The 26,022-nt window shown below is 59.5% G+C and carries 20 protein-coding genes; 7 read left to right on the top strand and 13 right to left on the bottom strand.

Annotated elements, in window-relative coordinates:
• The first annotated feature begins 18 nt into the window (after positions 1-18).
• Together tnpC and CR159_RS17055 are read left to right on the top strand one after the other, a co-directional pair.
• Positions 19-1,683: an IS66 family transposase gene (gene tnpC, locus CR159_RS17060; protein WP_102075176.1), complete on the top strand. Its 1,665-nt coding sequence runs from the start codon at positions 19-21 to the stop codon at positions 1,681-1,683.
• Between the two features lie 34 nt (positions 1,684-1,717).
• Positions 1,718-1,972, top strand: coding sequence for a helix-turn-helix domain-containing protein (locus tag CR159_RS17055; RefSeq protein ID WP_439650569.1), 255 nt, complete (start codon positions 1,718-1,720; stop codon positions 1,970-1,972).
• Between the two features lie 250 nt (positions 1,973-2,222).
• Here the strand turns inward: CR159_RS17055 and guaA are convergent, their stop codons facing one another.
• Positions 2,223-3,809, bottom strand: a complete 1,587-nt coding sequence (guaA, locus tag CR159_RS17050; protein ID WP_102075174.1) for a glutamine-hydrolyzing GMP synthase — start codon at positions 3,807-3,809, stop codon at positions 2,223-2,225.
• A gap of 108 nt (positions 3,810-3,917) precedes the next feature.
• Between guaA and CR159_RS17045 the strand changes: the two genes are divergently transcribed.
• A complete protein-coding gene (locus CR159_RS17045; RefSeq protein WP_102075173.1) occupies positions 3,918-5,126 on the top strand; it encodes a YbfB/YjiJ family MFS transporter in 1,209 nt (402 codons plus the stop codon).
• Positions 5,116-5,856, top strand: a complete 741-nt coding sequence (locus tag CR159_RS17040) for an alpha/beta fold hydrolase (protein WP_102075172.1) — start codon at positions 5,116-5,118, stop codon at positions 5,854-5,856. The genes CR159_RS17045 and CR159_RS17040 overlap by 11 nt, the downstream gene beginning before the upstream one ends.
• Here the strand turns inward: CR159_RS17040 and guaB are convergent.
• From guaB to CR159_RS16985, 11 genes are all read right to left on the bottom strand, one after another.
• Positions 5,841-7,301 (bottom strand): IMP dehydrogenase, encoded by a 1,461-nt coding sequence (gene guaB, locus CR159_RS17035; RefSeq protein ID WP_102075171.1) that lies wholly within the window; start codon positions 7,299-7,301, stop codon positions 5,841-5,843. The two genes, CR159_RS17040 and guaB, sit on opposite strands and share 16 nt — an antisense overlap.
• 52 nt (positions 7,302-7,353) lie before the next feature.
• Positions 7,354-11,409: a phosphoribosylformylglycinamidine synthase gene (gene purL, locus CR159_RS17030; RefSeq protein ID WP_102075170.1), complete on the bottom strand. Its 4,056-nt coding sequence runs from the start codon at positions 11,407-11,409 to the stop codon at positions 7,354-7,356.
• A gap of 107 nt (positions 11,410-11,516) precedes the next feature.
• Positions 11,517-12,068, bottom strand: a complete 552-nt coding sequence (gene greB / locus CR159_RS17025) for a transcription elongation factor GreB (protein WP_102075169.1) — start codon at positions 12,066-12,068, stop codon at positions 11,517-11,519.
• 2 nt (positions 12,069-12,070) lie between these two features.
• Entirely contained in the window at positions 12,071-12,907 is an 837-nt protein-coding gene (locus tag CR159_RS17020; protein WP_102075168.1) for a 3',5'-nucleoside bisphosphate phosphatase, read from the bottom strand.
• 61 nt (positions 12,908-12,968) lie between these two features.
• A complete protein-coding gene (locus CR159_RS17015) occupies positions 12,969-13,922 on the bottom strand; it encodes an alpha/beta fold hydrolase (protein ID WP_233208370.1) in 954 nt (317 codons plus the stop codon).
• Between the two features lie 45 nt (positions 13,923-13,967).
• A complete protein-coding gene (gene lpdA, locus CR159_RS17010) occupies positions 13,968-15,368 on the bottom strand; it encodes a dihydrolipoyl dehydrogenase (RefSeq protein WP_102075167.1) in 1,401 nt (466 codons plus the stop codon).
• 8 nt (positions 15,369-15,376) lie between these two features.
• Positions 15,377-16,810 carry a dihydrolipoamide acetyltransferase family protein gene (locus tag CR159_RS17005; RefSeq protein WP_102075166.1) on the bottom strand — a complete coding sequence of 478 codons (1,434 nt, stop codon included), beginning with the start codon at positions 16,808-16,810 and terminating at the stop codon, positions 15,377-15,379.
• Positions 16,811-16,812: 2 nt separating this feature from the next.
• Positions 16,813-17,859 carry an alpha-ketoacid dehydrogenase subunit beta gene (locus tag CR159_RS17000; protein ID WP_102075165.1) on the bottom strand — a complete coding sequence of 349 codons (1,047 nt, stop codon included), beginning with the start codon at positions 17,857-17,859 and terminating at the stop codon, positions 16,813-16,815.
• 2 nt (positions 17,860-17,861) lie between these two features.
• Entirely contained in the window at positions 17,862-19,094 is a 1,233-nt protein-coding gene (locus CR159_RS16995) for a 3-methyl-2-oxobutanoate dehydrogenase (2-methylpropanoyl-transferring) subunit alpha (RefSeq protein WP_102075164.1), read from the bottom strand.
• 135 nt (positions 19,095-19,229) lie between these two features.
• The gene (locus CR159_RS16990) at positions 19,230-21,731 is read right to left on the bottom strand and encodes a DNA internalization-related competence protein ComEC/Rec2 (protein WP_102075163.1); all 2,502 of its coding nucleotides are present in this window, start codon (positions 21,729-21,731) and stop codon (positions 19,230-19,232) included.
• A 98-nt stretch (positions 21,732-21,829) separates the two neighbouring features.
• Positions 21,830-22,315, bottom strand: a complete 486-nt coding sequence (locus CR159_RS16985; RefSeq protein WP_233208369.1) for a MarR family winged helix-turn-helix transcriptional regulator — start codon at positions 22,313-22,315, stop codon at positions 21,830-21,832.
• A 159-nt stretch (positions 22,316-22,474) separates the two neighbouring features.
• On the opposite strand from CR159_RS16985, the gene CR159_RS16980 reads away from it, so the two are divergent.
• From CR159_RS16980 to CR159_RS16970, 3 genes are read left to right on the top strand one after another with little or no spacing between them, the layout of a single operon-like run.
• Positions 22,475-23,734 carry a flavin-dependent oxidoreductase gene (locus tag CR159_RS16980; RefSeq protein WP_102075161.1) on the top strand — a complete coding sequence of 420 codons (1,260 nt, stop codon included), beginning with the start codon at positions 22,475-22,477 and terminating at the stop codon, positions 23,732-23,734.
• Complete coding sequence (locus tag CR159_RS16975) at positions 23,731-24,201, top strand: DUF3237 domain-containing protein (protein ID WP_102075160.1); 471 nt, start codon at positions 23,731-23,733, stop codon at positions 24,199-24,201. Before CR159_RS16980 ends, CR159_RS16975 begins: the two co-directional genes overlap by 4 nt.
• A 24-nt stretch (positions 24,202-24,225) precedes the next feature.
• The gene (locus tag CR159_RS16970) at positions 24,226-25,197 is read left to right on the top strand and encodes a Bug family tripartite tricarboxylate transporter substrate binding protein (RefSeq protein ID WP_102075159.1); all 972 of its coding nucleotides are present in this window, start codon (positions 24,226-24,228) and stop codon (positions 25,195-25,197) included.
• Here the strand turns inward: CR159_RS16970 and CR159_RS16965 are convergent.
• Positions 25,194-26,006 (bottom strand): TatD family hydrolase, encoded by an 813-nt coding sequence (locus CR159_RS16965; protein WP_102075158.1) that lies wholly within the window; start codon positions 26,004-26,006, stop codon positions 25,194-25,196. The genes CR159_RS16970 and CR159_RS16965 overlap by 4 nt on opposite strands.
• Positions 26,007-26,022 lie beyond the last annotated feature (16 nt).

Genomic DNA, 26,022 nt, shown 5'->3' with positions numbered 1-26,022 from the left:
ATTGGGGTATAATACAGCATGTCTTCCGATGCTGTATTGCCCTCATCGCTGCTTCAAAAAATCAAGCTTCCCGAGTCTGTTCCAACAGACCCGCTGCCGCGCACCGCCCAAGAGCTGCGTGCCGTCTTGGCGGCTGATCGCGAGCAATTGCTTGCCGCCCTGGATGGCGTTATCCAAAAGGAAATTCAAACACAAATTGCCAAGGGCGTCGCGGCAGAAGTTCAAAAGATTATCGAAAACTGGCGCCTGGCGCGCTACCGCCAGTTTGGCCCCAGCAGCGAAACCCAGGGCCAGCTGTTTAATGAAGCCGAACTCCTGGCAGGCGGACCCGAGTTCGATGACCCGCATGACGGGGCGCCGAGCTTGACGGGCGTGGCGCATCAACGCAAACGCGGTAAGCGTCAGCCCCTGCCTCCTGATCTTCCTCGCGTCGAACACGTCATTGACGTGCCCCAGGCCCAGCGCACCTGCGAATGCGGCACGTCAATGACCCAGATCGGTCAGGACGTCAGCGAACAGCTCGATATCATTCCCATGAGAATCCTGGTGCGCAAGACCGTGCGCCCCATCTATGCCTGCCCGAAGGGCGATAGCAAACCCGTACAACAGCCGGCACCGGCCCAAGTCCTGCCGCGCAGCAACTTCGGGGCGGGTTTGCTGGCCATGCTGCTCACGGTCAAATACGCCGATGGCTTGCCACTGAATCGCTTTGCCACGGTTCTAGAGCGCCACGGCGTGACCGTTCCCCGGCAAAGCCTGGCGCGCGCTGCCATTAAAATAGCGCAAGCCTTACAGCCCATCCATAATCTGCTGCGCGATGCGCTGTTAGAGGCGCGTGTCATCCACATGGATGAAACCACCGTGCAGGTGCTCAAAGAACCGGATAAAGCACCGTCCTCCAAGAGCTATATGTGGGTGCAGCGATCCGGCCCGCCCGACAAACCGGTTGTCCTGTTTGATTATGATCCCCGCCGTGCAGGGGCGGTACCCGTGCGCCTGCTTGCAGACTGGCAAGGGTATCTGATGACCGACGGCTACGAAGGCTATGGGGCCATCGCCCGCCAGAACGGGGTTGAACATTTAGCCTGTATGGCCCATGCGCGACGTAAGTTTGTTGAAGCCAAACGCGCACAGCCCAAAGGTAAAAGTGGACGCGCTGATCAAGCGATCTCCTTATTTGCGCGACTCTACGCCATTGAACGCGACGCCAAAGAAATGAACTGTGATGAGCGCTACCGGTTGCGCCAGGAGAAAAGCCTGCCTGCCCTGGCTAACTTGAAGGCCTGGCTGGATCAACACCTGGGCGGGATCACCCCAAAAAGCAAACTGGGCGAAGCCTTGGCTTATTTAGCCAAGATGTGGCCCAAGCTGATCCGCTATACCGAACAAGGCGACCTGCCCATCGACAATAACCTGTGTGAGAATTCCATCAGGCCGTTTGTGGTCGGTCGTAAAGGCTGGCTCTTTGCCGATACGCCAGCGGGCGCCCATGCCAGTGCCGTCGTGTACTCGCTCATCGAAACGGCCAAAGCCAACGGTAAGGAGCCCTATGCCTGGCTGCGCTTTGTTCTGGAGCAATTGCCGTTTGCGCGTAACGTGGACGACATTGAAAAACTGTTACCGTGGAACACCACCGACGAAGACCTTGCCATGAATCTCAAAGCATGTGAAGCATGGGGATAGTGGATCGCTTACCGATGAACTGATTAAAAAAATGATGGACGATCCAGCCGTACGTGCTGAGTACGAGCGCATCGAGCGCGAGGAAATGCCGATGCTGGACACTATCCTGAAGGCCCGGGCTGAAGCCGGGCTCACGCAGGCCCAAGTAGTCGAACGCATGGGTACCAAGGCACCGGCTGTAGCGCGGCTGGAAAATGCGCTGGTCACTGGCAAGCATTCCCCGTCAATTGCTACGCTTCAGAAATATGCAGCCGCTCTTGGTAAGAAGCTGGAAGTGCGATTCAGCTGATATGACCATGGCTGGAAAACGTACTGTTTTGTAGTGGGTATCGGCAGCTCCGAATTAGTCCCACAAGCTGTGGGACTAATTCCGTGGAGTTAGATGTAACGCGAACGGTTGCTTGCGCACATCTCAATTGAGATACTGCTGTTCAGCATTGGTCGCAAAAACAAAAGCACTTAGTCCTGCACCAATACCTTATAAATTACTTTAATAAACCTATATAACACAATGATTTATAAGGAGTTTTACAACAACCCTACTCCCACTCAATCGTAGCCGGCGGCTTGCTCGACACGTCATACGTGACCCGATTAATACCCCGAACCTCATTAATAATCCGCGAAGACACCTTCTTCAGCAGCGCATAAGGCAGCTCGGCCCAATCCGCAGTCATGAAGTCGGATGTCTGCACCGCGCGTAAGGCCACGACGTACTCGTAGGTGCGACCATCGCCCATGACCCCCACCGATTTGACCGGCAGGAATACGGCGAATGCTTGTGACGTGAGGTCGTACCAGCTTTTCCCACTGATGGGGTCGATGGTCTTGCGCAATTCTTCGATGAAGATGGCATCGGCCGAACGCAGCAGGTCGGCGAACTCATGCTTGACTTCGCCCAGGATGCGCACGCCCAGGCCCGGGCCCGGGAATGGATGACGATAAACCATGGGAGGCGGCAGGCCGAGCGCCACGCCCAACTTGCGTACTTCGTCCTTGAACAGTTCACGCAAAGGTTCGAGCAGCTTCATGTTAAGCGTATCGGGCAAGCCACCCACATTGTGGTGCGACTTGATGGCGACGGCCTTGCCGGTTTTGCCGCCGGCCGATTCGATGACATCGGGATAGATCGTACCTTGTGCCAGCCATCGGGCGTTGGCCAGCTTGCCCGCTTCAGACTGGAAAACCTCAACGAATTCGCGGCCGATAATCTTGCGCTTGGCTTCGGGATCGGATACGCCCGCCAGCTTGCCCATGAATTGCTCAGTGGCATCGACATGAATCACTTTTATGCCGAAATGATCGGCAAAGGTCTCCATGACTTGCTTGCCTTCGTTCAGGCGCAACAGGCCGTGATCGACAAATACGCAAGTCAGCTGGTCACCGATGGCTTTATGGATCAGGGCGGCCGCGACCGAGGAGTCGACCCCACCCGACAAGCCCAGGATGACTTCTTCGCTGCCGACTTGGGCACGGATATTGGCGACGGCTTCCTCGACGTAGTCCGGCATGTTCCAGTCACGATCGCAACCGCAGATCTCGGTAACGAAACGGGCCAGTATGGCTTCGCCCTGCGTGGTATGCGTGACTTCGGGATGAAACTGCAAGCCGTAAAAGCCGCGAGTTTCATCGGCCATCCCGGCAACCGGACACGACGGTGTGGACGCCATGAGCGTGAAACCGGGAGGCAGCGCGGTAACCTTGTCGCCGTGGCTCATCCATGCCTTGAGCATGCCATGGCCTTCGGTGGTCATGAAATCCTGCAGGCCATCGAGCAGCCGTGTATGGCCGTGGGCGCGTACCTCGGCATAGCCAAACTCGCGATGGTCCGACCACTCGACCTTGCCACCCAGTTGGGCCGCCATGGATTGCATGCCGTAGCAAATACCCAGAACCGGCACACCGGCTTCGAACACCTTGGTGGGTACCTTCAGGGATTCTTCGTGGTAGGCGGATGCGTGGCTGCCCGATAGGATGATGCCTTTAAGGCCATCCAGCGATTCGATGAAGGCATTGTCGACGTCACCGGGATGGATTTCGCAAAAGACACCGGCGTCGCGGACGCGCCGAGCGATAAGTTGAGTGACTTGTGAGCCGTAATCGAGGATAAGAATGCGCTGGTGCATGGCAGAAAAGGAAAAAAGAAAGCAAGGCGTTAATGTAACGTATTGAGCAGCGTTACGCTGGAAGATATGGCGCAATAAGGCTACAGTTCGATGTAACAGGGAGTCTCCATGCAAACCAGGCAGTCGGCCGCAGTTCTTTCATTTTCCGGTTTCATTGCGCTAGCCGTTGCCATGGGTATTGGGCGGTTCGCGTTCACGCCCATGCTGCCAATGATGCAGCGCGACGCCGGGCTCGGGCTCGCGGAAGGTGGCTGGCTTGCCAGCGCGAACTATCTCGGGTACCTGGTAGGAGCCCTGATGGCGGCTGGCATGCCCTGGCCCGCCACCGTGCAATTACGCGCGGGGCTGGTGTTGGTAATCGTGACGACCGCGGCCATGGGCATCACCGATAGCTGGGGCAGCTGGCTGGCATGGCGGTTTCTTGCCGGTGTCGCCAGCGCCTGGGTCCTGGTCAGCACTTCGTCGCTGTGCCTGACTCGTCTGGCGGCACTCGGGCAATCACGCCGCGCGGGCGTGGTCTTTGCCGGCGTGGGCAGCGGAATAGCTCTGGCGGGTTTGTTGTGCATGGCATTGACGATCGCTGCCGTCTCGTCGTCTTATGCATGGTTGGTGCTTAGCGTGGCCGCCCTGCTGGGAACCTGGATTGCGCGCAGCTTATGGATTTCACCTGCCGCGCCGCAAAACGCAGCAGTCACGGTGCAATCCACCGCGGCCGCCAGCCCCGCCACCGCCATGGCGCGCCCCATCCTGAAAACCCACTGGAATCTGATACTGTGCTACGGCTTGTTCGGGTTCGGGTATATATTGCCCGCCACATTTTTGCCCGCGCAAGCGAAACTGCTGGTCGCTGATCCCACCCTGTTTGGCCTGGCCTGGCCGCTGTTCGGCTTGGCTGCAGCGTTGTCAACAGTGCTCACAGGCCGACTGACCGCCGTATTCTCGCGTCGCGCAGTCTGGGCAGGGGCCCAACTGATAATGGCGGCCGGCGTATTGCTTCCCAGCGTCTGGCCCAGCTTATTCGCCATCGGCATTGCCGCCGTATGCGTGGGCGGCACCTTCATGGTGGTGACGATGCTGGGCATGCAGGAAGCGCAGGCCGCCGCCGGCGCTGGCCAGGCGCGCAAGCTGATGGGCGCCCTGACGGCATCCTTTGCTGCGGGGCAGCTTGCCGGACCTATCGTTTTCAGCTTGACTCATGAATACCTTTCGGCAGAGCTTGATTCCGCGTTGAAGCTCGCGGCTGCCGGACTACTGCTAAGCAGCTATCTGTTATTGAAACTAGGCAATAAAAAGAAAGGCATCCTATATGAGCATTGACGCGTTTAAGCCCAGCACCTTTGTGCTGGTACATGGCGCCTGGCACGGTGGCTGGTGCTGGGCCCGAGTCGCGGAGCGCCTCCGCGCAAGAGGGCACAAAGTATATACACCGACATTGACCGGGCTGGGGGAACGTCACCATTTATTGGGTCCGGACATCACACTGCAGACCTTGGTACAGGACATTGCCAACGTGCTGGTCTGGGAAGACCTAAGCCGCGTGACCTTAGTGGGCCATAGTTTTGGCGGGGTGGTTATTACCGGCGTGGCCGATCTCATGCCCGAACGATTGCTGCAGCTGGTGTACCTGGATGCGTTTATCCTGCCCAGCGGTGTTTCCACTTTCGACACCTTGCCGACCGATGTAACGGACAAGCTGCGCGCGATGGCAGCCCTGCAGCCGCAGCCATCGCTTCCCGCGCCCAAGCCCAAGAGCCTGGGCTTGTTCGAACCGGAAGACGTAGGTTTTGTTGAATCGCGATTGACGCCCCAACCTTTGGCAACCTACGACACTGCCCTGCAACTGCATCACCCTGTGGGCAATGGGCTTCCCTGCACTTACATACATTGCACGACGCCCTCCTTTGCTGCCGTGGAAGGCTCGCGCCTATGGGCAAAGGAAAATACAGGATGGGACTGGAAGGAACTACAGACGGGGCATGATGCGATGGTGTCGGCACCCGGCCTGCTGGCCGAGTGCCTGGACGAGCTGGTTTATTCAGCGCGGTAGTTGGGCGCTTCTTTGGTGATTTGCACGTCGTGCACGTGCGATTCGCGCACGCCTGCCGAAGTGATTTCCACGAATTCGGCCTTGGTGCGCATTTCTTCGATAGAGGCGCAACCGCAGTAACCCATGGATGCGCGAATGCCGCCTATCAATTGATAGATGATGGCGATAACGCTGCCTTTGTAAGGTACGCGCCCTTCTATGCCTTCTGGAACAAGCTTGTCGACATTGTTGTTGGGATCCTGGAAATAGCGATCGGCCGAACCGTCGGCCATGGCACCCAGGCTACCCATGCCACGATAGGATTTATACGAACGCCCCTGGAACAGGACGACCTCGCCCGGCGCTTCTTCGGTGCCGGCGAACATGCCACCCATCATGCAGGCCGAGGCGCCCGCTGCCAACGCCTTGGACACATCGCCGGAATAACGGATGCCGCCGTCTGCGATCAGGGGAACGCCGGTACCGTCAAGCGCCTTGGCCACGTCGGCAATCGCCGTAATTTGTGGCACGCCCACGCCGGCAACAATACGCGTGGTGCAGATAGAGCCGGGACCGATGCCCACTTTCACGCAATCGGCACCGGCTTCGACCAGCGCCCTTGCCGCGGCCGCCGTGGCAATATTTCCGCCGATGACCTGGATCTTGGGGTAGTTTTTCTTGACCCAGCGCACACGCTCGATAACGCCGGCCGAATGGCCATGCGCCGTGTCGACCACGATGACGTCGACGCCCGCGTGGGCCAGCTTTTCAACACGTTCCTCGGTACCTTCACCCACGCCTACCGCTGCGCCAACGCGCAACTGGCCCTGGCTGTCTTTGGACGCACTGGGATGTTCGGTGTTCTTGACGATGTCCTTGACGGTAGCCAGGCCACGCAACTGGAACTTATCGTTCACAATAAGCACGCGTTCCAGGCGGTGCTTGTGCATGAGCGATTGCGCTTCATCAAGCGTTGCGCCCTCTTTCATGGTGATCAGGCGATCTTGGGGCGTCATGATGTCGCGCAAAGGAAGATCCAACCTGTCTTCAAAGCGCAGATCGCGATTGGTGACAATGCCCACCAACTTGCCTGCTTCGACGACGGGCAAACCCGAGAAACCATGTTGACGCTGCAAGGCGATGGCATCACGCACCTTCATGGTGGGTGTGACGGTGACCGGATCGATCACTATGCCGAATTCGTGACGCTTGACGCGAGCCACTTCGCGAGCCTGCTGATCGGCAGTGAGATTCTTGTGGACTATGCCTATGCCGCCTTCCTGGGCCATGGCGATGGCCAGGCGCGATTCGGTCACGGTATCCATCGCGGCCGAAACCAGCGGGATATTCAACATGATGTCGCGGGTAAAGCGGGTGGCAAGCGATGTATCGCGAGGCAATACATCGGAGTACGCGGGCACCAACAACACATCGTCGAAGGTGAGCGCTTTTTTGATTAGACGCATGAACGAGCTCCGTGCAAAGCGAGATTATACGCGAACCTAGGGTCTTTACCTATCATCCTAGCCACACCCGTGCATTACGGAACATACGCAGCCATGGGCTATAGCCGCCATGGGCCGAATCCTTACCGCCGGTATCCAGCGATCCCCATCGTTCGGGAGCCCAGGACATCATGACATTTCGCGTGACGCGTTCAGGGTGAGGCATAAGGACCGTAAAACGCCCGTCTTCCGTCGTGACACCCGTCAGCCCGTGCGGGCTGCCATTGGGGTTGGCCGGGTACTGCTCGGTACGCTGCCCCCGGTTATCGACATAGTTCAGTGCGCTTCTTACTTTCGCAAGATCGCCCTGCGCCGAAAAGTCCGCGTAGCCTTCGCCGTGCGCCACGGCCACCGGCACGCGCGTACCGGCCATGCCTTGCATGAACAGGGAAGGCGATTCGGGGATTTCAACCAGCGACAGGCGCGCTTCGTACTTTTCCGATTGGTTGCGCGTGAAGCGCGGCCAATGCTCTGCGCCGGGAATCATGCCGGCCAGCGCGGCCATCATCTGGCAGCCATTGCACACGCCCAGCGCAAAGGTGTCCGACCGGCCGAAGTAAGCGGCAAACTGGTCGGCCAGCTGATTGTTATAGCGTATGGTCCGAGCCCAGCCTTCGCCCGCCCCGAGTACATCGCCGTAGCTGAAGCCGCCCACGGCGACCAGCCCTTGCACATCGTCCAGGCGGGCTCGCCCCGACAATAGATCGGTCATGTGTACGTCTTGCGCTTCGAAACCGGCCTTGTCGAAGGCCCAGGCCATTTCCACCTGGCTGTTGCAGCCCTGCTCGCGCAGGATCGCGACCTTGGGCCGCTTGCCGGTAACGATGAAAGGAGCGGCAACGTCTTCCTGGGGATTGAAGGTCACCAAGGCTGCCATGCCTGGATCGGCGCTGTCTTTCCAGGTATCGAATTCGGACCGCGCGCAATCGGGATTGTCACGTAGTGCCATGATGCGGCGGCTGACTTCGCTCCATTGCTGGCCCAGTTCGGCGCGCGGCTTCTGGTATATGCAGTTGCCGTCGCGGAAGATTTGAATTTCATCCTGCTTGTTCAGGCTGCCTATCACATGGGAGTGCGCCGACAAACCGTGGGCACGCAGCTGTTGCAACACGGTATCACGCTGTGCCAGCGGCACCTGGATAACGGCGCCGGCCTCCTCGGCAAACAGGGCTTTGAGCGTGAGCTCATCGCGCTGTACTGAAATTTGTTCGGAACGGATCTTATAGTCGCCCCAGTCGGCGGCGACCGGATCGATGGTTAGCATATCGAGGTTGATGGAAACCCCGACGTGTCCTGCAAAGGCCATTTCGCAGACGGTGGCAAGCAATCCGCCGTCGGAACGGTCGTGATAAGCCAGAATGAGTCCGTCGGCGGCCAGTTGACGCAGCACCTTGAAGAATGCGATCAATGCCGGTGCGTCGGTCATGTCGGGCACGGTTACGCCGACACGGTTGAATGCCTGTGCCAGGATGGACGCGCCCAAGCGTTGTTGTCCAAAGCCCAGGTCGATAAGAATCAGCGCCGTATCACCGACATCGGTACGCAACTGTGGCGTCAGGGTGGCGCGCACGTCGGCCACCGGCGCAAAGGCCGTGACAATGAGTGAAACGGGCGCCAGCACTTCGCGCGGCTCGCCATCGTGCGACCACGCTGTGCGCATGGACAACGAGTCCTTGCCCACCGGTATGGACAAGCCCAGCTGCCGGCACCAGTCGCTGATTGCCGAGACAGTGTCATACAGGGCCGCGTCCTGGCCGCTCGCGCCGCAGGCCGCCATCCAGTTTGCGGAAAGCTTGATGTCCTTGAGCGATTGCACATCACTGGCCACCAGGTTGGTCAGGGCTTCGACGATAGCCATACGGCCGGAGGCCGGTGCATCGAGCATGGCCAGCGGTGTGCGCTCGCCCATGGCCATGGCCTCGCCCCGCACGCTTTCGTAATCGGCCAGGGTGACCGCGCAATCGGCAACAGGCACTTGCCAGGGTCCGACCATCTGGTCCCGGCTGGTAAGCCCGCCCACCGTACGGTCGCCGATGGTGATCAGGAAGGTCTTGTTGGCCACCGTCGGATGGCGCAACACCCGGCTTATTGCCTCGTCAAGCGCAATATCGGTAATGTCGAGTTCGGCGCCCACCGCGGCCTTGCGCTGCACATCGCGCGTCATGCGCGGCGGCTTGCCCAGGATGACGTCGATCGGCACATCGACGGGTCGAATGTCGGCGGCTTCCTGAATGGCGCTGGCCGGAGAAACACCCGGCAAGCCTTCGCCGTGGGTAACACGCAGCTGGCGCTCTTGCGTGGCCACCCCGACCACCGCATAGGGGCAGCGCTCGCGTTTGGCGATCAGGTCGAATCGAGCGAGATCTTCGGGCAAGACGGCCAGGACATAGCGTTCCTGGGATTCGTTGCTCCAGATCTCGGCGGCCGACAAGCCGGACTCTTCAAGATGCACCTGCTGGAGCTCGAAAATCGCGCCGCGTCCGGCATCGTTGACCAGCTCTGGAAAAGCATTGGACAGGCCGCCCGCTCCGACGTCGTGGATGGCAATGATGGGATTGGTTTCCCCTTGCTGCCAGCAGCGATCGATGACTTCCTGGGCTCGTCGCTCGATTTCAGGATTGCCCCGCTGCACGGAGTCGAAGTCCAGTTCAGCACTGTTGGTACCCGCGCTCATGCTGGACGCTGCGCTGCCGCCCATGCCAATACGCATGCCTGGGCCACCCAGCTGGATCAGCAAGGCGCCAGGAGGAATGGGATCTTTATGAGTGAGGCGGTCGTCGATGGAGCCCAGGCCGCCCGCAACCATGATGGGCTTGTGGTAGCCCCAGCGCGTGCCGCCAGCCGTTTGCTCGAGGGTGCGGAAATAGCCGAGCAAGTTGGGACGGCCGAATTCGTTATTAAAGGCAGCACCGCCCAGAGGCCCCTCTATCATGATATCCAGCGGGCTTGCGATACGGTCGGGCGAACCATGGGGATCCGATTCCCAGGGCTCGGGAGCATCCTTGAAGCGCAGGTTGGAAACTGTGAAACCGGTCAGGCCGGCTTTGGGCTTGGACCCGCGGCCAGTAGCGCCTTCATCGCGGATTTCACCACCCGCCCCCGTCGCGGCGCCCTGGAAAGGCGCGATCGCGGTGGGGTGATTGTGCGTCTCCACCTTCATCAGGGTGTGCACGACAGCGTCATGATGCTCGTAGATGGCGCTGGACGATATCTTTCCGGCGTGGAACTGCGTCGCCGGCCCTCCCGTCATGATGGCGGAATTGTCGGAATATGCCACCACGGTGCCTTCCGGTTGCGCGGCATGCGTAGTGCGTATCATGCCAAACAGGGTGTTTTCCTGCGCGACTCCGTCGATGACCCATTGCGCATTGAAGATCTTGTGGCGGCAATGTTCACTATTGGCTTGTGCGAACATCATCAGCTCGACATCAGTGGGATTGCGCCCCAACTGCTTGAACGCCGCGTCGAGATATTCGACCTCGTCGTCGGACAGCGCCAGGCCCAGTTCGCGATTGGCCTGTTCCAAGGCCTGATGCCCTTGACCGATCACGTCTATGGTTTGAATTGGCTTGCCTGGCAGGGAAGCAAACAAGGCTTCGCCATTGAAGTCTGCATCGACCACTGTTTCGGTCATGCGGTCGTGCAGGCAGTCGGCAATCTTGGCCAATTGCTCCGCATCGATCGTCTTGGCGCCCAACAGCCCGCGCGCCGGCGTCAGCGTATAGCGAATACCGCGCTCGATACGCCGCACGGCTTGCAGCCCGCAATTGTGCGCAATGTCGGTCGCCTTGCTGGCCCATGGAGACACCGTACCGAAACGCGGCACGACACGCAGCACCAAGTCGCTCTTTCCCTCCTTGTTCCCTTCGCCAATACTGCCGTAATCAAGAAGCTGTTCAAGCTTGGATTGATCGGGCGCGGCAAGGACGGTGTCGCTCCACACGTAATGTTCATAGCGGCCGTTGATGTCGGCAACCGGCAGGTCAAGTTCAATAAACCGTTGCAGCAGTTGCTCGCGGCGAAACGAGGACAAGACAGAAGAGCCAAGAAGATACTGGATAGGATTCACGATACGACGCAGGCAAAAGAAGGGAGACCCGCCATTTTACCCGCTTGCGTATCAAACGGCTTTAATTGCGCACCATAGGTTGGATTATCGTACCGGCCTGCCCGTCGCTAGGGGTAGCGGACTTCCAGAATATCCAGTTCATCGATGCCGGCCGGCGTTCGCAAGGTGACGGTATCGCCTTCGCGCGCCTTGGTCAGCGCCCGGGCCACAGGTGAAATCCAGCTGATTTTCCCTGCAAGGGGTTCGGCCTCATCCACCCCTACGATGGTGACACGGAACTCTTCGCCCGCCTTGTCTGAATACACAACGGTGGCACCGAAGAAAACCTGATCCCGATTCGGCTGGGCCGCGGGATCGACGACCTCGGCAATTTCGAGCCGCTTGGTCAAGAAGCGCATGCGCCTGTCGATTTCGCGCAATCGCTTTTTACCGTAAAGGTAGTCGCCATTCTCGGACCGGTCGCCGTTGGACGCGGCCCACGAGACGATCTGCACGATCGACGGACGTTCGACAGTGATCAGATGAGCGAGTTCGTCGCGCAACTGCTGGTAGCCCTGCGTGGTGATGTAGTTCTTCGTGCCCGCGGGCAGCTTTACCGCTTCGGGGCCGAGGTCGTCATCATCGTCATTCTCGGATTCTTTTACAAAGGCTTTGTTCATGGTCAGATCCAATCGTGCCAGACCGGTGTCAGGTCGGATGGAAGCGAAGGAAGTTCGCCGAGATCGAGCCGGGCTTCGGCGGGACTGTGGAAATCGGATCCGCAAGAAGCCAGGAAACCGTAACGCCTCGCCACATCGGCATATTGCACGTACTGCGCCGGAGTATGACTGCCGGTAATAACCTCAATGGCGGTGCCGCCGAGTTCCTTGAATTCGTCGAACAAGGCATCGAATTGCATGGCCGAATAGTTATAGCGGCCCGGATGCGCGATGGCAGCCCGGCCTCCCGCGCCGACAATCCAGCCGACAGCCTGTTCCAGCGTAGACCAATGCACCTTCACGTTGGCGGGCTTGTTTTCGCCCAGATATTTATCGAACACCACCTGCATGTTCTTGCAGTATCCCTGCTCCACCAGGAAACGGGCGAAGTGGGTCCGGCTGATCAACAGTGGATTGCCCGCAAACTTCATTGCGCCGTCATAGCTGTCGGGCACTCCCATGGCCTCCAGCCTGTCGGCCATCTCTTTGGCCCGGACGATGCGGCCTGCCCGTATCTCGGCCAAGCCTGCATTGAGGCCGGGGTCGGCTTCATCCACGCCCAGTCCGAGCACGTGTATCGTTTGCCTTCCCCAGGTGACGGATACCTCGACGCCCGACACATGGGACATACCCAGGGATACCGCTGCTTGCCGCGCTTCGGCCACGCCCGATAACTCGTCGTGATCGGTCAGGGCCCACAGCTGCACGCCGTTGGCATGCGCGCGCGCAGCCAGCTCGGCTGGCGCAAGGACGCCGTCGGAGACGACGGAGTGGGAATGCAGGTCGACGTTAATATTCACTCTTGCAAATGGTAATGAACACCGACGGCAACATGCCGTCGGAATTCTTAGTGTACGCCGATTAATTTTCGAGCAAAAACTCGATCAGCGGATCGATTTGATCGGCGCTGCGGAATGTCGGCGCATGGCCCACGTTCGGCACATTGTGCAGGCTGGCATGCCGATTCCGCTCCAGCATTTCCGTGGCCACTTCAGCAGTGAGCAAATCGGATTCTTCGCCGCGCACGACCAGTATGGGCGAAGCAATGCTTTCGTAGGCAGCCCAGAGTATCGCTTCGGATGCCTGGATCTTGGACTCGGACTCGCCGGCAAACGGCTCCGAAATTCGCAGGTCGTAGTGCTTGACCCAGCAATCGTCCTGTTTGTTGAAGACGTGCCGGGTAAGGTCTTCCCATCCGGCCTGGTCGTGGTTACCGAAACCCGCTGACACGGTGCGCACGTAATTGACGGCATGCTCGAAGGTATCGAACTTCAAGGGTTCCCCCACGTACTCGGCAATGCGGGTCAAGCCTGTAAAGCTTAGCTTGGGTCCAATATCGTTAAGTACCATTTTGCCCAGGGGGATGGTCTTTTCCGCCGGCAAGCCGGAGATGCCGCGATTAGGCCTGACCACGGTCGACATGGCAAGCGCGCCCGCCAACCCAAGGCCGATAAGGCCGCCCATGGATGTGCCGACCCAGTCGAGCTGCACGGGCTTCAAGCGCGCAATGAGGGTGAGCATATCGGCGACGTACTGCGGCACGACGTAATTGGCCGCATTAATGAGCCAGTCGGACTTTCCGCGACCCACGACATCGGGGCAAACCACCCTGTACCGCTTGGCCAGGCGCTGCGCCAAAAGGTCGAAATCGCGGCCCGTTCGGGTGAGCCCGTGCACGCATAACAATACCCGGTCATTGTCGGGATCGCCCCATTCCCAATACGCCATACGATGTGTGCCGGCCGGACTGGCGCACATGACATAGTCGAGCCTGGGCTCTGTCTGTTCACCGGGCGTGTAGGTGGTATTGATCATGGGGCCCCTCGTTGCGGAATGGAGCTCAGATTGTAGCGTAGCGCACTAAACATGCAGCGCATGGCCCAGTGCGCGCATCGCCGCTTCCTGAATGGCTTCGCCCAGGGAAGGATGTGCATGGATGGTGCCTGCGACGTCCTCCAGGCGCGCGCCCATTTCAAGCGACTGCGAGAATGCGGCACTGAGTTCCGAGACGCCGCGACCCACTGCCTGCCACCCCAGGATCAGATGGTTGTCCCGCCGGGCCACCACGCGCACAAAGCCGTCGGTGGACTCCAGCGTCATGGCCCGCCCATTGGCCGAGAAAGGAAAACTGGCGCTGATAGCGTCCACACCCGCCGTTTTGGCTTCGTCCGGCGTCAGGCCGGCCACCACAATTTCAGGATCCGTAAAGCAGACCGCTGGAATCGAAGCCGGGACGAAGCGGCGGTGTTTCCCAGCAATGAGTTCGGCGACCATCTCGCCCTGCGCCATGGCGCGATGAGCAAGCATGGGTTCGCCGGTCAAATCACCAATAGCCCAGACATCACGCATCGATGTCCTGCACTGATCGTCGATCTGTACTGCGGGCCCGTTCATGTCGAGCAGAAGAGAGTCCAGGCCGAATCCGGAACTGCGGGCACGTCGCCCCACGGCGACCAGGACTTGATCAACCGCCAGTGCGGATTCCTTGTCCTGCGAGTCCTTGATACGCAAGCTGCCCGCGTCATCCACGCCCAGTACGCGGCACGATAGATGCAAAGAGACGCCGAGCGTCTTTAATGCGGCGAGTACCGGCTTTGCCAGTTCAGCATCGTAAGCGGGCAAAATGCGGTCCTGCGCTTCGACGATGCAGACCTTGACACCCAGTTTGCGGTACGCCATGCCCAGTTCCAGCCCGATATAGCCGGCGCCCACCACCGCCAGCGTTTCCGGCAAGTTGTCCGGCGACAGCACTTGCGTGGAAGAGATGACCCTCCCGCCGAACGGCATGAAAGGCAACTCGACCGGTTCTGATCCGGTCGCCAACAATAAATGCTCGCAGGAAATGCGCAACCCGCTTCCGCCCTGAGCCGCCGGCGCATTCATTACCTCGACGGTTTTACCGTCGATAATGCGCGCCCATCCCTTCACGACCTGCACCCCGTTCTTCTTGAGCAAGGCCGCCACGCCGCCCGTAAGGCGGTTGACGATACCGTCTTTCCAGGCAATCGTACGGACAATATCGATGCTTGGGGAATGCGCTTGTATGCCCATGGGCGATTCGGCCCCATAACGCGAAAGCTTGTGAAACTCGTCGGCCGCATGTATTAATGCTTTCGAAGGTATGCAGCCGACATTCAGGCAGGTTCCCCCTACGTTTTCACCTTCGACGAGAATGGTTTGAATACCAAGCTGCGCGGCGCGGATGGCGGCCACATAGCCGCCTGGCCCGCCGCCGATGATCAATAACTGGCTGGATTGCATTGCTGGCCCTATTCGATGAACAACATGGCGGGGCACTCAAGATAGCCCCGTATGCGCTGGATGAATTCGGCGGCGTGCATTCCGTCGACCACACGATGGTCGAAGGACGAAGACAGGTTCATTATCTTGCGGGCTACGACAGCACCATTGAGGATGACGGGACGTTCGACGATCCTGTTCACACCGACAATGCCCACTTCGGGATGGTTGATGACCGGCGTCGACACGATCCCCCCCAAGGGGCCCAGGCTGGTAAGCGTGATGGTTGAACCGGAAAGCTCGTCGCGAGCGGCATTTCCATTGCGTGCCGCGTCGGCCAGGCGCTTGATCTCCGCCGCACATGACCAAAGATCATGCGCTTCGGCGTGGCGCATTACCGGCACCATGAGACCGGCGTCGGTCTGGGCGGCAATGCCCATGTGAACGGCATCGTAATGCGTGACGACGCCGTTATCGTCGTCGAAACGCGCGTTGATTTGCGGAAACTCGCGGACAGCCAGCACCATGGCCCTGGCCAGGAAAGGAAGAATGGTCAGCTTGCCCCGCTGGCCTGCCCACTGCGCATTCAAGCGCTCACGCAAGGCTTCCAGTTCTGTAACGTCGACTTCCTCTACATAAGTGAAATGCGGAATGCGCCGCTTGGACTCCTGCATTTTCTGAGCAATCTTGCGCCGCAAGCCTATGACGGGAATCTGTTTTTCTCCCTCACGCGGCAAGTAGGCGGCACCGCGTCCGGATGATGCCGCCGCGGCATTGGCGCCTTGCGCCACGTAGGCGTCCAGGTCGGCGTGGGAGATGCGCCCTGCGGCGCCCGTGCCCGCCACGTATTGCAATGGGATTCCAAGGTCCCAGGCGCGCTTGCGCACGGCCGGCGATGCGAGAGGCCGTTCGCCCGGTTTGCGCACCGCGCCGGCGGGTGTCACCGGCTTGAACGGCGGAGAGTCGCGCGATGGCGCATCTGCCTGTTTCGACACATCCTTTCCGGCTGTGTCGGTTGCGACCGCTATGCCGGTTGCCGATCGCGAAGAACTTGCGTGGGAAGATCGCCCTTCCGGTGTCTGCCCCCGCCCGACGGCCGGCATCGCCGCAGGTGATACGGTATCGCCCGTGGTGGCCGGCGTTCCGGTGGCCTGCACTCCAGCGGCCGCCGCCCCCGCCGATGCGCGTCCGGATGGCCTAGCGGCTGTCGCATTGCCAGCGCCCTCCACTTCCAGGCGTATCAGCTCGGATCCCACCGCCATGACTTCGCCCACGGCGCCGCCCAGCGAGACCACCTTGCCGTCTACGGGGGAAGGAACTTGCACCGTCGCCTTGTCGGTCATGACGTCAGCAAGAAGCTGATCTTCGACTACTGTGTCGCCCGGTTTGACGTGCCACTCGACCAATTCGACCTCGGCAATGCCTTCGCCGATATCCGGCATCTTTATGGTATGGATTCCCATGTTCATGCCTCCCCTGCTTCAAGCATGACCGTCCGGTATGCGTCGGCAACCCGTTGCGGACTGGGGAAATAGGCCCATTCGTGGGCATGCGGATAAGGCGTGTCCCAACCGGCAATCCGCTCTATCGGCGCTTCCAGGTGATAAAAACAATGCTCCTGGACCAGTGCGGTAAGTTCGGCCCCGAAGCCGCTGGTCTGTGTGGCTTCGTGCAGAATCACGCAGCGGCCCGTCTTCTTGACCGAGGCCACGATTGTGTCCAGGTCCAACGGCCACAGGCTGCGTAAATCAATGACTTCCGCGTCGACACCGGATTCTTTGGCGGCCTCGTCGGCCACATACACCATGGTGCCGTAGGTCAAAACAGTCAGGTCGGCGCCCGGGCGGAAGATTGAGGCCGATTCCAGCGGCACGGTGTAATAGCCTTCCGGAACATTTCCCAATGGGTGCTTGGACCATGGGACCACGGGCTGATCGTGATGCCCGTCGAAAGGACCGTTATACAAGCGTTTGGGTTCCAGGAAAATGACCGGATCATCGCATTCGATGGCGGCGATCAGCAGCCCCTTGGCGTCGTAAGGGTTCGACGGCATGACCGTGCGCAGGCCGCTGACATGGGTGAACAAGGCCTCGGGGCTTTGGCTGTGCGTCTGCCCGCCATAGATTCCGCCGCCGCAAGGCATGCGTATGGTCAGCGGCGCGGTGAAATCGCCCGCGGAACGGTACCGTAATCGTGCTGCTTCCGAGACAATCTGGTCGGTGGCGGGATAGAAATAGTCGGCAAACTGGATTTCGACCACGGGACGCAAGCCATAGGCACCCATGCCTACCGCCGCGCCAACGATACCGCCTTCGGAGATAGGCGCATCGAAGACGCGATTGCGCCCATGCTTGGCCTGCAGCCCCTCGGTACAACGGAACACGCCGCCGAAGTAGCCGACGTCCTGGCCAAAGATAACCACATTGTCATCGCGTTCGAGCATCACGTCCATGGCCGAGCGCAAGGCCTGGATCATCGTCATCGGAGTCGTTTTTTGATTTTTATCAGACATGGTCACACCCCCACTTTTTGACGTTGAAGGCGCAGGTGCCAAGGCATGTCTTTATAGACATCCTCGAACATGGTTGCGACACTGGAGGTCTGGCCGGTCGCCAGCGTGCCGTGGCTTTCCGCTTGTTTCTGGGCCGCGATGACTTCGGCTTCGTACTCCTTCTGCGTGCGTTGATGCTCTTCTTCGGACCATGCCCCGATGCCGATAAGGTGTTGCTTGAGCCGCGCAATGGGATCGCCCAGAGGAAAGCGCGCCCAGTCATCGGCAGGCCGGTACTTGGTGGGGTCGTCGGACGTGGAATGAGGCCCGGCCCGGTAGGTAACCCATTCGATCAGTGTCGGCCCCAGGTTGCTGCGCGCGCGCTCGATCGCCCATTGCGAAGCGGCATAGACAGCCAGGAAGTCGTTGCCGTCGACCCGCAATGACACAATGCCGCTGCCGACACCACGCGCTGCGAATGTCGTGCTCTCGCCGCCCGCCAACGCCTGGAACGTGGATATGGCCCACTGGTTATTGATGACGTTCAATATCACCGGCGCCTGATAGACATGGGCAAAGGTGAGCGCGGTCTGGAAATCGGCGGCGGCGGTCGCGCCATCTCCGATCCAGGCCGACGCAATCTTTGTGTCTCCCTTGATGGCCGACGCCATCGCCCAGCCCACGGCCTGAACGAACTGCGTTGCAAGATTGCCGGAAATCGAAAAGAAACCCGCGTCGCGCATGGAATACATGACAGGCAACTGCCGACCTTTCAGGCTGTCGCGATCGTTGGAAAACAGCTGGCACATCATGTCGAACAAAGGGACATCTTGTGCGATCAATAGATTTTGCTGGCGATACGATGGAAAACACATATCGCCTTTTGAGAGCGCCATGACCTGGGCGGTGCCCACGGCCTCTTCACCCAGGCTCTGCATGTAGAACGACATTTTCTTTTGCCGCTGCGCAATCAACATACGCGCATCGTAAATACGCGTCTTGATCATGGATTGCAGGCCCTTGCGCAGCAATTGCGGATCGATGACTTTCGACCACGGACCCACTGCGTTTCCGTCGTCGTCGAGCACGCGCACCAGCGTATACGCCATGTCGGTCGTGTCGGTCGCCGATGTATCCAAGGGAGGTTTGCGTACTGCACCGGCATCGGCCAGGCGCAAATAGGAGAAGTCGGTGGCGTGGCCGGGACGCCCCGAGGGCTCGGGCACGTGTAGCCGTAAAGGAATATTTTGTCTCATGCTTGCTTCAGAAAACGTCTTATGGAATTTTCGAATTGCTACTTTTTTCTTTACTGTCTTGTGAACAGTTGCTTCAATCATCGCCGATCCGTCTACGATGCGCAAGCACCTGGAACTGGGGCCAACCCCAGTGTGCTAACGCCCCTGCCAGTATCGGGGTAAAAACTCACGTTCGCCATGAACCAACAAGCGTGCCGGACGCGACTTGACGGTGATGGCACCGTGTTCATCGGTACGCCAGAACCTGGTGCCTGCTTCTTTCCATCGGTCCTCCACCTGCGGGCTGGGATGCCCGTACCGATTCCATAAACCAGCCTGGGCCACCACATGGCTGGCCTGTATGGCGTCGACGAACTGGGGACTCGACGAGTTCTTCGATCCATGATGCGCCGCCAACACGACGTCCAGCGGCTCGAGCCCCCTGTCTACAAGCATGGCTTCCTGTGCCGCGCCGATATCACCGGGCAGCAGCGCAGAATGATACTTGCCGCGGACGCGCAGCACGCAAGCGTCGTCGTTGCGATTCTTGCGCGACGCCGACCGGCTAGCCGAAGTGGCCTTCAAGGGCCACAGAAACTCGAACGCCACCCCATCAATCTGCCAGGCCACTCCATACTCGCACGGCGACATCGCCAGCGGTGTTGGCGGCAATTGCTGCGGCACCCCAAGAAGCCGCGCCTCCCGTTCCAGGTAACTTGCCGCATCGAACGAGCTGAAGGACTGCCCCACCGCCAAACTTTGCAAAAGGCTGCGAAAACCACCCGCGTGGTCGATATCGGCGTGCGAAACCACCAGCACATCGAGCTTCCTGATGCCTTGTGTTCGCAGGAAAGGGATTATTGTGCGTACCCCGGCGTCCGATGTAGCGCTGCTGCGCAATCCGGTATCAAACAACAAGGAGTGGCCAGCCGTCTGTATGAGAATGGCGCTGGCCTGGCCGACATCCAGCGCATACAAGTCCCATCCCCCTTGCGGAGGCCTCTGAGGTGTCCACAACAAGGCCGGCAGCGTAAAAAGCCAAGCCGCGTTTCTATAAGGAAGTCCATATGGAAGGACTGCAATGACCAGCCCTAGCAAGGCCACCAGCGTAAGCCACAACGGAGCCGCCGCCGCATTGAAGCTGGACGCCCGAAAATCAGCCAGCCATACCGTAGGTACCATCGTCCATTCGAGTGCAAGGTGCCCCAGCCATGCCAGCGCCGCGGCCAGCCACTCCAGACCCGGTACGAATGCGGCCGCCGCCAGCAACAGGGACACTGGCGTAACAATCAGGCTGATGACCGGAATGGCATAGACATTCGCCAACGGTGAAGCCAGCGACACTTCGTGAAAGATCAACGCCAGTAACGGCATCAGCCCTATCGTTATCGCCAATTGCAGTCGGGTAGCCGTGGCCGCGAACCGGCGCCACCGCTGACCGCGTGTGCTAATCCTTAGTCCTACCGAAGATCCCCACCATCCCGAGCTTGCCATCAAGACATACACTGCGCCGAACGACAGCCAAAACCCGCTGGCAAGCAAGGCCCACGGATCAAGAAGCACGACCGAGAAAGCCACCAGGGACAGCAGTCGGGAGGCGCTCATGGGCAGGCGCAAGACGTAGGCCAACGCCACAACGGCGAGCATCAGGAACGTACGCCGCGCCGGGACGCCCCACCCCGCCAGCAGGCAGTAAATCCAGGCCACCAGCAAGGCCGCAATCGCCCCGGCCAGTTGGGCCGGAAGCCGCTCGGCCAGATAGTGCCCCCGTATACGTACGCGCCGCCAAAGCCAGTAGACCAAGGTTCCGGCCAGCGCGGCAATCATCGTGATATGGGATCCGCTTATGGATACCAAGTGTGTGATGCCTGTCCGATTGAACACTTGCCAGTCGGCGGCATCGACACTGGCCTGATCCCCGATGGCCAGCGCCAGCATCACCGCGCCATAGCGATTGCCCTCCAGATAGGGCTGCATGGCGGAACGCACATGGTAGCGTGCGCGCTGAGCAACTACCGGCAAGCTCGCCCACGGCTCGTCGCCAATATACCGGGGCTGGCCGCGTACGCTGCCAGACGCTCTCAGGCCATGCGCAAACATATACCCTTCGTAATCGAATGCGTGCGGATTCCGATTCCCATGGGGTTTCTTCAGCGTCAGTGCCATGCGCCAGATTTGGCCTGGAATCAATTCCGGAAAAACGGATTCGCCGGCATCGGTCCGGTCGGCATCCCGGGCGCCACCGCCATAAGGACCGGCCCAGTTCGGCGCCGCCCAGGAAACCTGGATGCGCGACGGCACACCCTCGGGCATGGAAGAAAGCACTTCCGCCTCGAACTGGCGGCTATCGTTACTGGATTTAGGTAGCGCGGCAATGCGCAGCACGACCCGTGATACCTGATTCTCGTTAATGGCTGCAAGTTCATCGGCCAGCCTGTGCTCCGCCCTTGCTACCGTAATAAGCAGACCGGCCAACGCGGCCCACATCGGCAGCAGCACACGCCACCGGATTGCGGGCGCAAACAAGTAAATCGAAAAAGATAATATTGCCGCGCCCGCCAGCACACCCAGCCATAAAGCCCGGGCGGGCAAATAAGGCAACAACTGCACCGCCCCGGTTGCCGCGACGAAAGCCAGCAGACAGATACGCCCGGTCACGCTTGCACGCTCCAAATTGACTAGCGTACTGGCGGAGCTTGGAAAATGGTGCACTAAGCGGGTAAGAATGCCCCTTCGGATAACGCCTGGTCCGGCCCCTACCCCAGCAAATCCAGCAGTCGCCGCAATTCAAATTGCTCGTCCTTCGTCAAACGCGCGCTGATGCGCGCATCATGATCTTCAATCGCCGCGGTAATCTCGTGCATTGCCTGTTTTCCATTCTCGGTAAGCGCCAGCGCAAACGCGCGGCGGTCTGTCGCCGAGTCGGTACGGGTTACGTAACCCAGTTTCTCCAGCGAATTGACGACTTCCACGGCGCCTGAACGCGCTATTCCCATGGCGCTCGCCAGTTCCGTGAGTTTCATTGCCGAATTGCATTGGATGATCGTCATGGCCGAAAAGCGTGGCGGCGTTATGGCCAGGTGCCCGAGCGCATCCAGGAAATCCTGGTAGATGCGTATCTGTGCGCGTCGAATGGCATAGCCCACCAGCTTGTCGAGCACCCCGTACTCCACGCCGGGTTCGGGGACATCGAAATGTTCACCCCTCTGCGAGGGACGTCGATTATTAGGCCGAGAGGTCAATTTTTTAACCAATAGTCTTCCATGTATCAATAGGCACCGTGACGTTAACCCGCGCACCGAAGCCATACAACAAATCCCTACAGTCATGCGGGTTATTCCGAATAGGCGCAGGCCTACCCTGGATTGTTATGATGCATAACAAAATAAAGGAGCCGTGTCTTGAATGTCATTATCGTCGGTGCGGGTATCGGAGGCCTTACTCTCGCCTTGATGCTGAATCAAAAAGGTATCGACTGCGATATCTTTGAAAGTGTGCGCGAAATCAAGCCTCTTGGCGTAGGCATCAATCTGCTGCCCCATGCCGTCACAGAGCTGGAGCACCTTGGCTTGCTGGAAGCCTTGGCGGCAACCGCGGTGCCAACGTCGGCGCTGCACTACTACAACCAGTACGGGCAACTTATCTGGCAGGAGCCGCGTGGCCTGGATGCGGGCTATGCCGTGCCGCAACTGTCCATTCATCGCGGCGAACTGCAGCTTCTCTTGGCAAAAACCGTCAGCCAGCGGCTGGGCGGCAACCGGTTGCACACCGGCATGGCGTTTGAGTCCCTGACACAGGATGCACAGGGTGTGACAGCCGTTTTCCGCAACCGCAATGACCAAAGCGTGCAGGAAGTGCGCGGCGACATTCTTATCGGCGCCGACGGAATTCATTCGTCGGTGAGGCGGTTTTTCCATCCGCAACATGATGAACTGCGTTTCTCGGGCCGCATGTTATGGCGTGCGGTTACGGAATCCACGCCCTATCTCGATGGCAAGACCATGTTCATGGCGGGTCATCAGGATCAGAAATTCGTCTGTTATCCGATTTCGGAACAGTCGCGCCAGCAGGGCCGCTCGCTCATCAACTGGATCGCCGAATTGCGCGTTCCGTCGGCGGAGCTTCCAACCACCGATTGGAACAGGAAGGTTGACGCCTCGATTTTTGCCGATCGCTTCGCCTCTTGGCGTTGGGACTGGATAGACGTTCCCGCGATCATCGGCGATGCACAGGCCATCTATGAGTTCCCGCTGGTGGACAAAGATCCCCTGCCCCGCTGGACGCAGGGACGGGCGGCGCTCCTGGGTGATGCTGCCCATCCCATGTACCCCATAGGTTCGAATGGATCCGCGCAAGCCATCCTGGATGCCCGCTACCTGACCGAGCGGATACAGACGGCGTCACCGCAGAAGACCGGGTCCATCGAGCTTGCCTTGAAGGAATACGAGGCCGAACGTCTGCCCATCACCGCCGGCATCGTGCTTCGCAATCGCCTGAATGGACCGGAACAAGTCATGCAGATTGCACACGAACGCGCACCAAATGGATTTGCTCATATACACGACGCGGTGTCGCAAGCCGAACTCACCGAGGTTGCGTCGCGCTACAAGCGCCTGGCGGGCTTCGACCCCGCACGGCTACAAGAGGGGCGCAAGCAATGACTACTTACCCCATGCCACCTGAACTTCAGCATCTGGCCACAATCATCGTCGACGTCGGGCCGCCCCAGGAAGTCGGCGTCACCCCTGGCGGCCGTCGCCGCGTCATTCCCATTTTGGGCGGTACTGTGCAGGGCGCTTTGCTGAGCGGCAAGGTTCTTTCCGGCGGCGCCGATTTCCAGTCCATACGGTCCGACACGTTCACCGACATCCATGCGCGCTACGTCATCGAAACTACCGACGGCGAAATGGTCTATGTCGAAAACACAGGAATCCGTACAGGTTCGGCCGCTGACATAGCCGCGCTGGCACAAGGGCGACACGTCGATCCGGCGCGCATTTACTTTCGCAGCTACCCCCGATTTGAAACAGCCTCGCCACGGCTGGACTGGCTCAACACGCATTTATTTCTCGGTATCGGTGCCAGGTATCCGGATCGCGTCGAACTGAACTTCTTTCTAGTGCGCTAAAAACAAATAACGGAGACAAATTCCATGAAGTCATCACTTATCCAGAAACTACTTTCCGCGGCTATCCTGACAGTGGCCTCGGCGACTGCCGCTGCGGCCTATCCTGACCAAGCCATACGCCTCACCGTAGGATTTCCGCCCGGGACCGGACCGGACATCGTTGCGCGTACCGTGGGCGATCAATTATCAAAAGAAATCGGCCAATCGGTCGTTGTGGAGAATAAAGCGGGTGCAGGCGGCCAGATAGCGGCGTACTCGGTCGCTCACAATGCACCGGATGGCTATTCGATACTGTTGGGCGAAGTCGGGTCCATCAGCATTTCGCCCGAGACAACGGCTACGCTCTCCTACAAACCCCTGACCGAATTCGCGGCCATCACCGAGGCAGTGCGTGCAAATTTCGTATTGGTCATTCCCGCCAACTCGCCCTACAAGACCTTGAAGGAATTTGTCACGGCGGCCCAGGCCAGCACGGACAATTTCAATATTGCCACCTTCGGGGCTGGCACGCCGGGTCACTTCGGCGCCGAAATGCTTGCCGATGCAGGACAGTTCAAGATCGAGCCTATCCATTACCGGTCTACAGGCGATGCGTTGTCAGCCATCATAGCCGGCCAGGTCCAAGGCGCCTTCGTCACGACGGCAATGGCTGCACCGCAAATTGCAGGCGGCAAGATGCGCGCGCTCGCCATTACCGGGAAAGATCGTACCAAGATGCTCGCCGACATTCCCACGTTCGGCGAACAGAATATGCCTAACGTCGAGTTCGGCGCATGGTTTGCGTTCTTCGCCCCCGCCGGCACCCCCGTCGACGTGCTGGATGTCCTGAACAAAAACACCGTTACAGCGCTCAAGGCAGAGAGCGTCAGGAAAACACTTGAAGGCAGCGGCTTTGTCATAGTGGGGTCCAGCCGCCAGGAACTGCAAGATTTGCTGGTCGCCGAACAAAAGCGCTGGGCTCAAGTCGTCAAGAAAACGGGCTTCAAAATTAATTAGTTGGTGCCGACCAGGCGAGGCAGCGCCCGCCTGGTGTTCGCGGCCGACGCAAGAATAATGTCTGCAAGGTCAACATTGCGCAGCTCGGCCAGAAGCTGTGCAATCCCTGCTACCTCACCGGGCTCGTTGCGCGGGCCAACATCCCCGCGCTGACCCAGCCATGCAGGCGGAATATCCGGCGCGTCGGTCTCCAGCACCAGCGCATCCATCGGCAACTGCGTTGCCAGGCGCCGTATTTGCAAGGCTCGGCCAAAGGTCATCGCCCCACCGAAGCCCAGCACGAATCCAAGTTCGATAAACTGTTCGGCCTGCTGGAAACTACCGTTGAAGGCATGGGCGATTCCCCCGATGCGGGGACGCCGGCGCAAATGCTTCAGCAAGATATCTTGCGAGCGCCGCACATGGAGCAGCACCGGCAAACCATAGCGCTGGGCGAGATCCAACTGGGCGGAATAATACGTTTCCTGCTTCTCGCGCATCTCTGGTGTTTTCAACGCGGGAACGAAATAATCCAGCCCTATTTCCCCTATTGCGACAAATCGCGGGTCGTCCAGGGACTGCTGTATCTGTGATTCCAGTTCGACCAGATCCGGACCGAGCGCATCGGGTACGCAGATCGGATGAATTCCCAGTGCGTAGCGTCCGCCTTTGAAGGAATGTGCAAGCTGGCGCACGGTGTCGAAATTGAACCGAGCTACCGATGGAATCACGATGCCGCCCACGCCCTTCTCGCCAGCACGCTCGATGACCGCGACGCGGTCCGCGTTGAATTCGCTTGCATCAAGGTGGCAGTGGGTGTCGATCAACATCGCGATATCCTCGTGA

Source organism: Pollutimonas subterranea (genome assembly GCF_002849655.1).
GTDB lineage: Bacteria > Pseudomonadota > Gammaproteobacteria > Burkholderiales > Burkholderiaceae_B > Pollutimonas > Pollutimonas subterranea.
This window is presented reverse-complemented; position numbering and strand designations above follow the sequence as displayed.

What these genes read in the sequence shown, in the direction of transcription:
- tnpC (WP_102075176.1), top strand. Translation starts at nt 19, where the DNA reads ATGTCTTCCGATGCTGTATTGCCCTCATCGCTGCTTCAAAAAATCAAG.
- guaB (WP_102075171.1), bottom strand. Translation starts at nt 7,301, where the DNA reads ATGCGTCTAATCAAAAAAGCGCTCACCTTCGACGATGTGTTGTTGGTG.
- guaA (WP_102075174.1), bottom strand. Translation starts at nt 3,809, where the DNA reads ATGCACCAGCGCATTCTTATCCTCGATTACGGCTCACAAGTCACTCAA.
- CR159_RS17055 (WP_439650569.1), top strand. Translation starts at nt 1,718, where the DNA reads ATGGACGATCCAGCCGTACGTGCTGAGTACGAGCGCATCGAGCGCGAG.
- CR159_RS17005 (WP_102075166.1), bottom strand. Translation starts at nt 16,810, where the DNA reads ATGGGAATCCATACCATAAAGATGCCGGATATCGGCGAAGGCATTGCC.
- lpdA (WP_102075167.1), bottom strand. Translation starts at nt 15,368, where the DNA reads ATGCAATCCAGCCAGTTATTGATCATCGGCGGCGGGCCAGGCGGCTAT.
- CR159_RS17000 (WP_102075165.1), bottom strand. Translation starts at nt 17,859, where the DNA reads ATGTCTGATAAAAATCAAAAAACGACTCCGATGACGATGATCCAGGCC.
- greB (WP_102075169.1), bottom strand. Translation starts at nt 12,068, where the DNA reads ATGAACAAAGCCTTTGTAAAAGAATCCGAGAATGACGATGATGACGAC.
- CR159_RS16995 (WP_102075164.1), bottom strand. Translation starts at nt 19,094, where the DNA reads ATGAGACAAAATATTCCTTTACGGCTACACGTGCCCGAGCCCTCGGGG.
- CR159_RS17015 (WP_233208370.1), bottom strand. Translation starts at nt 13,922, where the DNA reads ATGATCAATACCACCTACACGCCCGGTGAACAGACAGAGCCCAGGCTC.
- CR159_RS17040 (WP_102075172.1), top strand. Translation starts at nt 5,116, where the DNA reads ATGAGCATTGACGCGTTTAAGCCCAGCACCTTTGTGCTGGTACATGGC.
- CR159_RS16975 (WP_102075160.1), top strand. Translation starts at nt 23,731, where the DNA reads ATGACTACTTACCCCATGCCACCTGAACTTCAGCATCTGGCCACAATC.
- CR159_RS17045 (WP_102075173.1), top strand. Translation starts at nt 3,918, where the DNA reads ATGCAAACCAGGCAGTCGGCCGCAGTTCTTTCATTTTCCGGTTTCATT.
- CR159_RS16970 (WP_102075159.1), top strand. Translation starts at nt 24,226, where the DNA reads ATGAAGTCATCACTTATCCAGAAACTACTTTCCGCGGCTATCCTGACA.
- CR159_RS16965 (WP_102075158.1), bottom strand. Translation starts at nt 26,006, where the DNA reads ATGTTGATCGACACCCACTGCCACCTTGATGCAAGCGAATTCAACGCG.